General features: G+C 65.1%; 10 protein-coding genes. 4 read left to right on the top strand and 6 right to left on the bottom strand.

From position 1 onward, the window contains the following. Positions 1–31 precede the first annotated feature (31 nt). Complete coding sequence (locus ALC15_RS25650; RefSeq protein WP_050629668.1) at positions 32–1,975, top strand: alkyl/aryl-sulfatase; 1,944 nt, start codon at positions 32–34, stop codon at positions 1,973–1,975. A 166-nt stretch (positions 1,976–2,141) separates the two neighbouring features. Here the strand turns inward: ALC15_RS25650 and ALC15_RS25645 are convergent, their stop codons facing one another. The 6 genes from ALC15_RS25645 to ALC15_RS25620 all read right to left on the bottom strand — a co-directional run bounded on the left by ALC15_RS25645 (position 2,142) and on the right by ALC15_RS25620 (position 8,094). Next, positions 2,142–2,846, bottom strand: a complete 705-nt coding sequence (locus ALC15_RS25645) for an ABC transporter ATP-binding protein (RefSeq protein WP_050629667.1) — start codon at positions 2,844–2,846, stop codon at positions 2,142–2,144. After that, the gene (locus tag ALC15_RS25640; protein WP_050629666.1) at positions 2,839–3,588 is read right to left on the bottom strand and encodes an ABC transporter ATP-binding protein; all 750 of its coding nucleotides are present in this window, start codon (positions 3,586–3,588) and stop codon (positions 2,839–2,841) included. The genes ALC15_RS25645 and ALC15_RS25640 overlap by 8 nt, the downstream gene beginning before the upstream one ends. A 10-nt stretch (positions 3,589–3,598) precedes the next feature. Next, positions 3,599–4,585, bottom strand: coding sequence for a branched-chain amino acid ABC transporter permease (locus ALC15_RS25635; RefSeq protein WP_050629665.1), 987 nt, complete (start codon positions 4,583–4,585; stop codon positions 3,599–3,601). Next, complete coding sequence (locus tag ALC15_RS25630) at positions 4,585–5,454, bottom strand: branched-chain amino acid ABC transporter permease (RefSeq protein WP_050629664.1); 870 nt, start codon at positions 5,452–5,454, stop codon at positions 4,585–4,587. Before ALC15_RS25630 ends, ALC15_RS25635 begins: the two co-directional genes overlap by 1 nt. 16 nt (positions 5,455–5,470) lie before the next feature. Beyond that, positions 5,471–6,724, bottom strand: a complete 1,254-nt coding sequence (locus ALC15_RS25625) for an ABC transporter substrate-binding protein (RefSeq protein ID WP_050629663.1) — start codon at positions 6,722–6,724, stop codon at positions 5,471–5,473. Between the two features lie 302 nt (positions 6,725–7,026). Continuing rightward, positions 7,027–8,094 carry a glycosyltransferase family 4 protein gene (locus tag ALC15_RS25620; RefSeq protein WP_050423402.1) on the bottom strand — a complete coding sequence of 356 codons (1,068 nt, stop codon included), beginning with the start codon at positions 8,092–8,094 and terminating at the stop codon, positions 7,027–7,029. A gap of 313 nt (positions 8,095–8,407) precedes the next feature. On the opposite strand from ALC15_RS25620, the gene ALC15_RS25615 reads away from it, so the two are divergent. The 3 genes from ALC15_RS25615 to ALC15_RS25605 all read left to right on the top strand — a co-directional run bounded on the left by ALC15_RS25615 (position 8,408) and on the right by ALC15_RS25605 (position 13,054). Continuing rightward, entirely contained in the window at positions 8,408–10,171 is a 1,764-nt protein-coding gene (locus tag ALC15_RS25615; protein WP_050629662.1) for an ABC transporter ATP-binding protein, read from the top strand. An 84-nt stretch (positions 10,172–10,255) separates the two neighbouring features. Next, positions 10,256–12,457 (top strand): amylo-alpha-1,6-glucosidase, encoded by a 2,202-nt coding sequence (locus tag ALC15_RS25610; protein ID WP_050629661.1) that lies wholly within the window; start codon positions 10,256–10,258, stop codon positions 12,455–12,457. A gap of 51 nt (positions 12,458–12,508) precedes the next feature. After that, on the top strand, positions 12,509–13,054 hold the full coding sequence (locus ALC15_RS25605; protein ID WP_050629660.1) for a PRC-barrel domain-containing protein: 546 nt from the start codon (positions 12,509–12,511) through the stop codon (positions 13,052–13,054). Positions 13,055–13,078: the final 24 nt, after the last annotated feature.

Raw genomic sequence — 13,078 nt, 5'->3', positions numbered from 1 at the left:
TGATTTCTGCCCAACGAGGGAGTGCCTGAGTATGACCCAGACAACCGCAGGTGAGACGTCGCACGAAGGTCCGAAGGCGGCATCCGCGCCGGTCATCGCGCAGCACGAGGCGACGCTGAAGGCGCTGCCGTTCTCCGATACGCGTGACTTCGATGACGCCGCGCGCGGCTTCCTCGGCACCATCGAGCATGCGCGCATCACCTCGGCGCAGGGGCGGGTGGTCTGGAGCCTCGAGCCCTACGGCTTCCTGTCCGAGGAGAAGGCGCCCGCGACCGTCGATCCGAGCCTGTGGCGGCAGTCGCGCCTCAACATGCATCACGGCCTGTTCGAGGTGGTGCCTGGTGTCTACCAGATACGCGGCCTCGACATCGCCAACATGACGCTGATCGAGGGCGACAAGGGCGTGATCGTGGTCGACACGTTGACCTCGATCGAAGGTGCACGCGCTGCAATGGAGTTGTATTTCCAGCATCGCGGCAAGCGGCCGGTCGCCGCCGTCATCTTCACCCATACCCACACCGATCATTGGGGCGGCGCGCGCGGCGTGGTCGACGACGCCATGCTGGCGGCGGGCGTGCCGATCATCGCGCCGAACTTGTTCATGGAGCACGCGGTCTCCGAGAACATCATCGCGGGACCGGCGATGCTGCGTCGTGCGCAGTATCAGTTCGGGCCGTTCCTGGCCAAGGGCGTGCGCGGCCATGTCGATTGCGGTCTCGGCAAGACCATGGCGGCGGGCGGCGTGGCGCTGCTGCGGCCGACCGACCTGATCATCGCGACCGGCGACAAGCGCGTGATCGACGGCGTCGAGTTCGAATTCCAGATGGCGCCGAACAGCGAGGCGCCCGCGGAGATGCACTTCTTCATCCCGCGCTACAAGCTCCTGAACCTCGCGGAGAACTGCACGCACAATTTCCACAACCTGCTGCCGTTCCGCGGCGCCGATGTGCGCGATGCGTTGGCCTGGTCGAAATATCTCGGCGAGGCGCTGCAGATGTGGGGCGGCAAGGCGGAGGCGATGTGCGGCCAGCATCATTGGCCGGTGTGGGGGCGGGAGCGGATCGACACCATGATCCGCGAGCAGCGCGACCTCTATAAATATGCGCACGACCAGACCATCCGGTTGATGAACCACGGCCTCAACGCAGCCGAGATTGCCGAGACGATCCGGCTGCCGCAGAGCTTGGAGGGCGCCTGGCACGGCCGCGGCTATTACGGCCATATCCGCCACAATGTGAAGGCGATCTACCAGAAGTATCTCGCTGGTACGACGCCAATCCCGGTCAACCTCGATCCGCTGCCGCCGGTCGAGGCCGGCCGGAAGTATGTCGAGTATATGGGCGGCGCCGACGCGATCCTGAAACGCGCCGCGGCCGACTTCGCCAAGGGCGAGTTCCGCTTTGTCGCGCAGGCCGTCAGCCATCTCGTGTTCGCCGAGCCGGACAACCAGGCGGCGCGCGCATTGCTGGCCGACACGTACGAGCAGCTCGGCTACGCGGCTGAGAGTTCGACCTGGCGCAATGCCTATCTGTTCGGTGCCCAGGAGCTGCGGCAGGGCATGCCGAAGACGCCGCCGCGCTCGCCGATGCCGCGCGAGACGCTCGCCGCGCTGCGCACTGAGCAGCTCTGGGACGTGCTCGGCATCCGCCTCAACGGTCCCAAGGCCGAAGGCAAGCGCATCGTGTTGAACTGGAGCTTTACCGACACCGGCGAGAGCTTCGTGCTCAATCTCGAGAACTCCGCCCTAACCTACGTCAAGGGCGCGCAGGCGGCCGATGCGCATGCCAGCTTCACGCTGGCGCGCAGCGTGCTCGACGAGGTGATCGCAAAGCTGACCACGTTCCCGGAAGCGGTCGGTGCTGGCAAGGTCAAGGTATCCGGCGAGCCGCTGCGGCTCGGCGAGTTGATGATGCTGATGGACGAGTTTCCGCGGATGTTCGAGATCGTCGAGCCGAAGCGGACGGTGGTGAGGTAGAGCCGTATGTGCCGAATGTTGACCGTCACCCTGAGGAGCGCGCTCTTGCGCGCGTCTCGAAGGGTCGACGGCCTCCGGCCGGGCCGTGAATCCTTCGAGGCGCGCCCAACGGTGCAAGTGCACCGCAAGGCTCGCACCTCAGGATGACGGGTTGTTGAGTGCCGATTCAAATTCCGAGATATGCCGCCTGCACCTGCTTGTTGTTGGCGAGCTCGGCGCTGCTTCCCTGCATGATCACGTTGCCGCTTTCCAGCACATAGGCGCGCTGCACCAGTGACAGCGCGCGGCTGACATTCTGCTCGACGAGCAGGATCGCGGTGCCCATCTTGTGGATCTCGCCGATCTTCTCGAAGGTGACATCAGTCATGACGGGAGCGAGCCCGAGTGACGGCTCGTCCAGCATCAACAGGCGTGGCTTCAGCATCAGCCCGCGGCCGACCGCGACCATCTGCTGCTCGCCGCCGCTCATGGTGCCGGCGAGCTGCTTCCTGCGGTCGGCGAGCCGCGGGAAGATGCTGTAGACCAACTCCATCGTGCGTACGCGATCTGCTTTCGCCTTCGGCGTATAGGCGCCGATCTCGAGGTTCTCCTGCACCGTCATCTCGGGAAACACCTGGCGGCCTTCCGGGACATGCGCGATGCCGAGCTCGGGGATCCGGTAGGGCGGGAGCGCGGCGAGGTCGACGCCGTCGAAGGTGACCTTGCCCGCGAACAGTTTGACAAGGCCGGAGACCGCGCGCAGCGTCGTGCTCTTGCCGGCACCGTTGGCACCTAACAGGCCGACGGCTTCGCCCTCGCCAATGGAGATGCTGACATCGGTGATGGCGGGGACCGAGCCGTAGCTGGCGCTGACGCGGGCGAGCTCAAGCATGGGCGTCTCCCGGCGCCGGCGGATGTACGTAGGAACCGAGATAGGCGCGGATTACCTCCGGATTCTCCACGATCTCCTTCGGCGCGCCCTCGGCGATCTTCTGGCCATGGTCGAGCACCACGATGTGGCGGGCCACCGCCATGATCGCCCGCATCACATGCTCGACGATCACGATGGTCAGGCCGCTTGCGGAGAGTTTCTTGACCAGCGCCACCGCCTGATCGATCTCGGCCGGGTTGAGCCCGGCCATCACCTCATCAAGCAGCAGGATCCTGGGCTGCGTCGCCAACGCGCGGGCCATCTCCAGCCGGCGCTGGTCGATCGTTGTGAGGTCTTTGGCCGGGGTCTGCTCCTTGGCGCCGAGGCCGACGAACTCGATCGCCTCGCGTGCCTTCTTTTGCGCGGCGGCAATGTGGCGGTCGCGCAGGAAGGCGCCGGTCATCACATTGGCGAGCACCGTCATCGCGCCGAACGGTTTGGCGACCTGGAAGGTGCGGGCCATGCCGAGCGCGCAGACGTCATGTGGCTTGAGACCCACGACCTCATGACCGAAGGCGAGCACCGAGCCGGAGTCCGGCCGGTGAAATCCCGTGATCAGATGAAAGCTCGTGGTCTTGCCGGCGCCGTTTGGCCCGATCAGCGCGACCGTCTCGTTCTCCTGTACCGTGAAGCTGACGTCCTGCACGGCGCGCAAGCCGCCGAAGCGCTTGCTGAGGCCCTTGATGACCAGTGCTTCTGCCATCGGGGCGACCTCAGGCGCGTGCCGGCTTGCGCCGGAGCGTGCGGTGATAGACGTCGGTCGCAAACCCGATCAGCCCGGTCGGCCGCCACAAGATGACCGCCATCAGGATCAGGCTGTAGACCGTGAGCTGGATGCCGCCCACCGAGCTGCCGAGCCAGCTCTGCAGCAGCGCCGAGGTGGTTTCCAGCAGCACGGTGCCGATCACGGGGCCCCACAGCGTGCCGATGCCGCCGACGATCGACACCAGCGCCGCCTCGATCGAGACGTTGAAGCTGAACGCGGTCGCGGGATCGATGAAGTAGATGTACTGGGTGTAGAAGGTGCCGGCGAGCGCGGTCAGGAACGCGCTGATCATGTAGATGTCACGCTTGATCTTCGGCGCGTTGACGCCGACCGCCTCGGCGGCGTCCTCATCCTCGCCGATCGCGACGAGGTAGTAGCCCATCCAGGATTTCTCGATCCTGTGGGTGATCCACAGCCCCACCACGAGCAAGCCGAGCACGACGTAGTAATACGACGACTTCTCCTCGAACTGCATCATCAGCGGCGCGCTGCCGAGGTTCGGAATCGTGGTGCCTTCGGCGCCCCAGGCGAAGTCGCGGAACTTGAGGAAGATCAGCATCAGCACCTGGGCGGTCGCGATCGTCGCGATGGTGAAGTAGGGGCCGCGCAGGCGGAAGCAGAGCCAGCCGATCGGCAGGCTCGCCAGCATTGCCACCACGCCGCCCGCGATCATCCCGATCCAGGGCGAGATGCCGTAGTTCACCTGCATGATGGTCGAGGTGTAGGCGCCGAGGCCGAAATAGGCGGCGTGCCCGAGCGATAGCTGCTTGGCATAGCCGCCCATCAGGTTCCAGGCGACGCCGATGAACGAGAACAAGAGAATGCGGATGAAGATGTCGATCGCAAACGACGAGGTGACGAGCTGCGGCAAAGCGAGCATGACGACGGCCCCGACCGCCAGCCACAGCCATTTCATGTTGCCTGAGGTCTGCATCAGCGGCCCCTCCTGGCGCCAAGGCCGCTCGGCCTGAAGGCAAGCGTCAACAGCAGCAGCGCGAACACCACGATGAGGCCGGAATCGGCGCCGACGAACTGGATGCCGAGCGATTCCGCGATACCCATCATCAGGCTCGCGACCAGCGCGCCCATCACATTGCCGAGCGTCCCCATCACGACCGCGACGAACGCCATCAGCACGAACACCTGGCCGACAAATGGATAGGCCGAATAGAACGGCATCAGGAGCGAGCCGGCGGCGCCTGCGAGCGCCAGCGCGGTGCCGAACGCCACCGCGAACACGCGGTTGGGATTGATCCCCATCAGCATCGCGACGTCGCGGTTCTGCGAGGCGGCGCGCATGGCGCGGCCGAGATCGGTGGTGTGCAGGAACACCCAGAGCAGGCCGCTCAGCGCCATCGCGACCGCGAAGGCGATCAGCTTTGCCACGGGAATGTACAGCCCGCCGATGTGCCAGGCCGCATCCGAATAGGAGGTGTGGACGGTGCGGTAGTTGGCGCTGAACAGCATCAGCGAGAGATTGAGCAGCAGCAGCGACAGCGCGAAGGTCAGGAAGATCTGCGGCATGTCGTTCGGCCCGAGCACCCTGCGGATCAGGAAATGCTGGAGCAGCACGCCGGCGAGGAACAGCACCGGCATCGAGACCACCAGCGAGACCAGCGGATCGATGCCGAACTGGGTGGCGAGGAAGAACGAGATGTACATCCCGAGCATCACGAACTCGCCCTGGGCGAAATTCACGATCTTGACCACGCCGAAGATCAGCGTGACGCCGATGCTGACAAGCGCGTAGATGCCGCCGATAAGCAGGCCGTTGATCACGGCCTGGGCCAGTGTCTCCCACATGCGATGCGACCGCGGCTCAGGTCTTCATCAGCGGGGCGCGGGCGTCTTCCTTGGGGAAGATGCTGGCAAGATCGGCATTCTGCCACTGCACGCCGACCGGGCGGCCATAGACATTTTTGCCGTCGGGGCCGAACTTGACCTTGCCGCCCGGCGCCATCGCCGCATAGCCGGAGGAGACGTCGAGCGTCGAGAGCGCCTCGCGCACCTTCTTCGGATCGGCGGAGGCGGCGCGCTCCAGCGCGTCGGCCAGCATGAAGGTCTGCGCGACCAGGCCGCCGGCATATTCGAAGGCGAACTCGCCGGTGCGCTTCTTGAATTCGGCGTTGACCTTCTGCGCATCATCGTTGACGTCGTGGTTCCAGTGCGCGACGCCCTGCAGCCCCTCGGCGGCCTTGCCGACATTCTTGTAGAAGTCCGGCATCACGAAGCCGCCCGAGCCGCCATTGATCGCGATGTCGAGCCCGACCTGCTTCACGGTGCGCACGATCAGGATGAGATCGTTGAGGTAGGACAGCGAGAACAGGGTATTGGCGCCGGAGGCCTTGACCTTGTTGATCAGCGGGCTCGCATCGGTGAAGCCGGCCGAGTAGGGCTCGAACATCACGATCTCGACGCCTTCGCCCGGCGCCAACTCCTTCAGCCCGTTCGAGGTCGAGGTGCCGAACGCGGTGTTCTCGAAGATGACGGCGACCTTGGCCTGCTGGCTGACGAGCTTGGCCATCTGCAACTGCGCCTTGGCGAATTGCGAGGCGCGCGCGAATGGCGTGAAAGTGTAGCTGCGTCCCTTATTGAGTTGGTCGGAGCTCGATCCGGTGATGATCGGAACCCGGGCGCGCTCGCAGACCTCGCTCGCGATCAGGGTCAGGGCGCTGGCGTAGCAGCCGTGGATCGCCGACAGCTTGTTGCCTGATATCAGGCGGTCGGTCTCGGTCCGCGTCACCGTGGTGTCGCTCTGCACGTCGGAGACGATCAGGTTGAGCTTGGCACCGCCGAGCGACTTGATGCCGCCGGCCTCGTTGACCATGTCGACGGCGAGCTTGGCCGCGGCAACGCAGCCGGTGCCGATCTGCGCCATGCTGCCCGTGCTCGGATAGAGCGCGCCGATGTTGATCGGATCGGCGGCCCAGCCGCGCAACGGCACGGCGCCGAATGCGCCGGCGGCGAGCGCGCCGCCGGTCCTGGCCAGGAATTTGCGGCGGTTCAGCTTTGTTCGTGAGGCCTTAGTCGGCACGGCATTATTAATGGCCGACGGCTTGCGGTCCCCTGTCATGGCGTTCCCCCTGTGCGACCACGGCACGGTTGCTCCGTCCGCTCGCTTATTATTTTTTGCTCAAGCGGGGCGCATAAGAGCACGTAATCCGCCAATCGCAAAGGCGATATCGGTCGGGTTCACACGGAGGCGGGCGAGGGTGGGTGCGTCGCAGCAATCACGCGGCGCGCGCATGCGGATCGCTTCACTGTGCGGGAGTTGCCGCCGGGGATGACGGTATTATTGACAATCGAATGACCCAACGGACCGGCACGGACATTGCCGGCCGGCCCGCCGGATCATTCGATCGGCCGCTGCAACGGCTATTCCGCGCTCGCCACCAGCTTGAAGCGCGGCTTGGCTTCCATCAGGCTGCGATAGGCGGCGAGATAGTCGAGCGCCATGCGGCGCGCGGTGAAGCGGGTCTCGAACTGCTTGCGGATCGCGTCGCGATTGAGCGTCGAAAGCCGGCCGACCGAGGAGATCGCGCTGATCTCGTCCTCGACGATGAAGCCCGTCAGGCCATCCTCGATGATCTCCGGCACCGAACCGCGGTTATAGGCGATGACAGGCGTGCCGCATGCCATCGCTTCGATCATCACGAGACCAAACGGCTCCGGCCAATCGATCGGAACCAGCAGCCCGATCGCGCCGCTGAGAAAATCAGGCTTCTCGCGGTCGCTGATCTCGCCGATGAATTCGACCAGCGGATTGTTCGTGATCAACGGCTTGATCAACTCGTCGTAATACTCTTGGTCGGCGCGATCGACCTTGGCTGCGATCTTCAGCGGAATGCCGCAGCGGGTCGCGATCTTGATCGCGCGATCGACGCCTTTCTCCGGCGCGATGCGGCCGAGCACGGCGAGATAGGATTGTCTGGCCGGTTGCGGCGTCAGCAGATTTTCCGGCAGGCCGTGATGGATGGTGCGCACCCAGTGCGCTTGCGGAACCGGCCGCCGCTGCGCGTTGGAGATCGAAATCACCGGGATCTTGGAGAAGGTGTTGAAGACGGGCTGGTGCTCCGGCAGGTCGAGCCGCCCGTGCAACGTGGTCACGAACGGCGTCGGTTGCCGTGCGAACAGCGACCACGGGTAATAGTCGAGATGGCAGTGCAGGAAGTCGAACTCCTCGTCGTCGGCTTTCTGCCGCACGCGCTCCAGCATCACCATGTGCAGCGCGTTGGGGTCGCGGACGGAGCCGTCGAGGCGCAGTGCCTTCGGCCAGGTCGCATCGAGCTTCGCGGAGGTCTGTGAATCGCCACTGGCGAATAACGTCACGTCATGTCCAAGTGTTACAAGTTCTTCGGTCAGCCAGTGCACGACCCGTTCGGTGCCGCCGTAGAGCTTGGGGGGTACAGCCTCCGTCAGCGGGGCAACCTGCGCGATGCGCATTCTCCGTCTCCTGTTTGTAATGTGGAATGAACTACCCTCAGCCCTCTGGTGGCACCGACATGCCAAAGACGGGAACGTTCTCGCACGTGCGAGGTTCCTTAGGTGTGGGAGATCTGCCGCTTCTTTCTTCCATCACACTGTGGTCTTGCTGATGCCATCACGCTCCAACAGGTTTTTGCCGACGCCAGCGTTGCAAAATTGTTGCGCAGTGATGGCCGCATCAAGGAATCCAACCGCCGCCCTTCACGTCATCGTGCACGAGAGCTTCGACTAAAATTTTCTCGTTCACCTTCAACAGCTTTTGCAGGACGTCATGGACCATCTGTCAGGATACGCGCATCGTCCGTTCCCCTTTGTGCTGCGCTATCTGCGCCGGCGGCTTCCGTCGCATGTTGTAATCTTGTCGGCTGTCGTCGCAGCGGTTGCCTGTTCGGTGGGCACGCAGTACGGCGTGAAGAATCTGGTCGACGCGTTGTCGGCCAGTCCGTCGGCCGCGAATGGCGTATGGCTGGCATTCGCTCTGCTCATGTCGCTGATCGCAGCCGACAACTTCCTGTGGCGGATCGCGAGCTGGACCGCGAGCTACACTTTCGTCAGCGTCACCGGCGACCTGCGCCGCGACATGTTCCGCCATCTCACCGGCCACGCGCCGAGCTATTTCACGGATCGGCTGCCGGGCATGCTGACCAGCCGGATCACCGCAACGTCGAACGCGGTGTTCACGGTGGAGAACATGTTCGTATGGAATGTGTTGCCGCCCTGCATCGCCACCTTCGCCGCGATCACCCTGGTTGGAACCGTCAGCGTGACAATGTCAGCAGTGCTGATCCTGATCGCGGGAACCATGGTGGTTGCGATGTTCCGCATGGCCGCCGCCGGCAGGCCGCTGCATGACGATTTCGCCAACAGAGCAGCCGCGGTCGACGGCGAGATGGTCGACGTCATCAACAATTTGCCGCTGGTGCGTGCGTTCTGCGGTCTCGGCTATGAGCACGACCGCTTCGACGCGACCGTCAATCGGGAACTCGTCGCGCGCGGCCGTTCCCTGCGATATCTCGAAAAGCTCCGCCTCGTTCACGCTGCTGTGACCGTGGTCCTCACGATCGCAATGCTGGCCTGGGCGCTCTCGCTCTGGCAGCAGGGTCAGGCCACCACCGGCGACGTCGTGCTGGTGTGTACGCTCGGCATCTCGATCCTGTCCGCCACCCGCGATCTCGCCGTCGCGCTGGTCGACGTCACCCAGCATGTCGCGCGCCTCACCGAGGCGCTGGCGACCCTGTTGCAGCCGCACGAGCTGAAGGACCATCCGGAGGCCGAGGCGCTGGTGAAGAGCGGCGCGGCGATCGCCTTCAACAACGTCTCGTTCCGCTACCCCGGCGGCCTCCAGGTGTTCGAGCGCTTCAGCCTGCGCATCCAGCCCGGTCAGCGCGTCGGCCTGGTCGGCCAGTCCGGCGGCGGCAAGTCAACACTGTTTACCCTTCTGCAGCGCTTCTACGATGTCGAGCAGGGCCACATCACGGTCGATGGCCAGGACATCTCGCGCGTCACCCAGCAGAGCCTGCGTGCGGCGATCTCGGTGGTGCCGCAGGACATCTCGCTGTTCCATCGCTCGATCCTGGAGAACATCCGCTACGGCCGGCCGGACGCCACCGACGACGAGGTGCTGCGGGCGGCGATCGCCGCGCGCTGCGACTTCATCGAAAGCCTGCCCGAGGGTATGAACACCATCGTCGGCGATCGCGGCGTCAAGGTCTCGGGCGGCCAGCGCCAGCGCATTGCGATCGCGCGCGCGTTCCTGAAGGACGCGCCGATCCTGCTGCTCGACGAGGCCACCGCGGCGCTCGATGCCGAATCCGAGGAGGCGATCCGCGAGGCGTTGTCGCGCCTGATGCGCGGGCGTACGGTGGTGGCGATCGCGCATCGTCTCGCGACGCTGCGCAGCTTCGACCGCGTGGTCGTGCTGCAAGGCGGGCGGATCGTCGAGGACGGTCCGCCCGATATCCTGGTGAAGGGAAGGGGTCCCTACCGCGACCTCGTGGCGCGCGAAATGGGCCGCCTCTCCACCAGCGCGGCCTGATCCCCGCGTCATCAAGCCTGTGCTTGCGTTCCCGTGCGTTCGTTGAGCCCGGAATCGAGCTGAGAAAGGTCGCCAGAGGTTCAGATGGCAGCTGACGTCGTTACGCAGATCATCACCGCTCGTACCGCTGAGCATGTCGCCGAGTCGCCGTTCTACATTCCCATGACCGGGCCCGCGGCGCGGCCGCGGCGCTCGCTCAAGCATGACGACACCTTCATCGTGCTCGACAGCCATGGCGATATCGGCGCCTCGGCCGGCGGGCCGGACGGCCTGTTCAACGCCGACACGCGCTACCTCGCGCGGCTGGAAATGGTGCTGGAGGACGTGCAGCCATTGCTGCTCGGCTCCAACATGCGCGACGACAATTCGGCACTGACGGTCGATCTGACCAATTCCGACGTCTATCGCGACGGCCGCCTGACCTTGCAAAAGGACACGCTGCACATCGTGCGCTCGATCTTCCTGTGGCGCGGCACCGCCTACCAGCGCATCGGCCTGCAGAACCACGGCGAGCATGCCGCGAGCTTCGATCTCACGCTGCTGTTCGACAATGATTTCGCCGACCTGTTCGAGGTGCGCGGCGAGCGGCGGCCGCGGCGCGGCATCGGTTCGAGCAAGTTGCTCGGGCCGACCGACGTGGTGCTGGAATATTGCGGCCTCGACGAGCAGACTCGGATCACCGCGCTGCATTTCGATCCGCGGCCGACCCGGCTGTCGGTCAACGCCGCGACCTATCATTTCGAGCTCGAGCCCGCGCAGGTCACCTCGCTGTTCGTCGCGGTGTCCTGCAACAAGCCGATCATGCAGAAGCCGGTGCCGTTCTTCCGCGGCCTCCTGGCGCATCGCCGCGAGATGCGCAATTCCTCGGCTGGTGCGGCCTCGATCGAGACCTCGAACAATATTTTCAACGAGGTGCTGTGCCAGGCGATGGCCGACCTCAACATGCTGATGACGGAAACGCCGCAAGGCCGTTACCCCTATGCCGGCATTCCCTGGTATTCGACGACATTCGGTCGCGACGGGCTGATCACCGCGTTGCAAATGCTGTGGGTCGATCCGCGGATCGCCAAGGGCGTGCTGAAGCGGCTCGCGCTGTTCCAGGCCAAGGAGGTCGATCCGCTGGCCGACGCCGCGCCGGGCAAGATCCTGCATGAGATGCGCGGCGGCGAGATGGCCGCGCTTCGCGAGGTGCCGTTCGCGCATTATTACGGCAGCGTCGATTCGACACCGCTGTTCGTGCTGCTTGCCGGGCTCTATCTGGAGCGCACCGGCGACGTCGAGACGTTGCGCGAGCTGTGGCCGGCGGTCGAGGCCGGATTGCAGTGGATCGACGGTCCGGGCGATCCCGATCGCGATGGCTTCGTCGAGTATCAGCGCGCGACCGAAAAGGGACTGCGGAACCAGGGTTGGAAGGATTCCTTCGACGCCATCTTCCATGCCGATGGAACGCTTGCCGAGGGCAATATCGCACTGGCGGAAGTGCAGGGCTATGTGTTCGCCGGCAAGCAGCTTGCCGCGCGCGCGGCGCGCACGCTCGGCCTTGCGGACAAGGCTTTGAAGCTCGAAGCCGAGGCGGAGCGGTTGCGCGCGCGGTTCGAGGAGGCTTTCTGGTGCGAGGAACTCGGCACCTATGCGGTCGCGCTCGACGGCGCCAAGCAGCCGTGCAGGGTGCGCACCTCGAATGCCGGACAGACCTTGTTTTCCGGCATGGTGCGCCAAGATCGCGCGCGACGGGTCGCCGCGGATCTGATGAGCCAGAGATTCTTCTCGGGCTGGGGGATCCGCACTGTCGCCGTCGGCGAAGCGCGGTACAACCCGATGTCCTATCACGACGGCTCGATCTGGCCGCACGACAATGCGCTGATTGCGCTCGGATTGGCCCGCTACGGCCTCAAGCACTCGGTCGCACATCTGTTCAAGGGGCTTTTCGACGCCGCAAGCTATATGGAGCTGCGGCGGCTGCCGGAGCTGTTCTGCGGCTTCCGCCGCGAGCGCCGGCGCGGCCCGGTGCTCTATCCCGTGGCCTGCGCACCGCAGGCCTGGGCGAGCGCGACGCCGTTCACGCTGCTGGAGGCCGCGCTCGGGCTGGAGTTTGACACCGCGCGCGGCGAGATCCGCTTGCGTGATCCGTGCCTGCCGGAATTCCTCAACGACGTGGTGCTGCGCGACCTCAGGCTCGGTGCATCCAGCGTCGATCTCCGGCTGCGCCGCCACGGCGATGAGGTTTCACTCGAAGTGTTGCATACGCGCGGCCAGATCCAGGTGTCGATCGTGCTGACGCATTGAGTGTCGTCGCGCGGCGCGCGCCCGCCAGGGAAATCGTGGGGAGAGAGTAACATGCGTCCGAGGGTCATGGTCATGCTGGTCGCAGCGGCGCTGCTGACATGCGCTGGTGTCCGCGCCGCCGATGATGCATCGCCGTCGCCATCAGCGCCGCCGGCTGCTCAGGCGCCGCCTGCTGCTCAAGCGCCGCCAGCAACGCCCGCACCGCCGGCAGCCGCTGCGGCAAAGGAGCAGGCCAAGGAGTCGCCGCCACCCTCGGTGACCGTGATCGGGGCGCGCGATGCGCACGGCATTCTCGGGCGTGACGTTCGCAGCTCCGCCAATGAGGACATGGGCCGCATCGTCGACGTCATCGTCGACCGCGACGGCAAGGTGCGCGCCGCGGTGATCGATTTCGGCGGCTTCCTCGGCGTCGGCAGCCGCAAGATCGTGGTCGACTGGAACGCGCTGCGGTTCGCCGGCGTTTCCAGCAAGAGCGACAGCATCACGCTGGACCTCAACAAGCAGCAGGTGAGCGCTGCGCCTGAATACAAGGAAGATACGCCGCTGATCGTGCTGGGCGCGGCCGGCAATCTCCATCCATGGGACTACGAGCATTAGGGGGCAAAAGCTGGTCGCGCGTCC

This window comes from Bradyrhizobium viridifuturi (genome assembly GCF_001238275.1).
Taxonomy (GTDB): Bacteria; Pseudomonadota; Alphaproteobacteria; order Rhizobiales; family Xanthobacteraceae; genus Bradyrhizobium; species Bradyrhizobium viridifuturi.
The sequence above is the reverse complement of the archived record's forward strand: the minus strand, read 5'-3'. Positions and strand labels throughout refer to the sequence as shown.

Bases quoted from the DNA above. Each gene is read 5' to 3' on its own strand.
- ALC15_RS25605 (WP_050629660.1), top strand. From the start codon at position 12,509: ATGCGTCCGAGGGTCATGGTCATGCTGGTCGCAGCGGCGCTGCTGACA.
- ALC15_RS25645 (WP_050629667.1), bottom strand. From the start codon at position 2,846: ATGCTTGAGCTCGCCCGCGTCAGCGCCAGCTACGGCTCGGTCCCCGCC.
- ALC15_RS25615 (WP_050629662.1), top strand. From the start codon at position 8,408: ATGGACCATCTGTCAGGATACGCGCATCGTCCGTTCCCCTTTGTGCTG.
- ALC15_RS25650 (WP_050629668.1), top strand. From the start codon at position 32: ATGACCCAGACAACCGCAGGTGAGACGTCGCACGAAGGTCCGAAGGCG.
- ALC15_RS25630 (WP_050629664.1), bottom strand. From the start codon at position 5,454: ATGTGGGAGACACTGGCCCAGGCCGTGATCAACGGCCTGCTTATCGGC.
- ALC15_RS25620 (WP_050423402.1), bottom strand. From the start codon at position 8,094: ATGCGCATCGCGCAGGTTGCCCCGCTGACGGAGGCTGTACCCCCCAAG.
- ALC15_RS25640 (WP_050629666.1), bottom strand. From the start codon at position 3,588: ATGGCAGAAGCACTGGTCATCAAGGGCCTCAGCAAGCGCTTCGGCGGC.
- ALC15_RS25635 (WP_050629665.1), bottom strand. From the start codon at position 4,585: ATGCAGACCTCAGGCAACATGAAATGGCTGTGGCTGGCGGTCGGGGCC.
- ALC15_RS25625 (WP_050629663.1), bottom strand. From the start codon at position 6,724: ATGACAGGGGACCGCAAGCCGTCGGCCATTAATAATGCCGTGCCGACT.
- ALC15_RS25610 (WP_050629661.1), top strand. From the start codon at position 10,256: ATGGCAGCTGACGTCGTTACGCAGATCATCACCGCTCGTACCGCTGAG.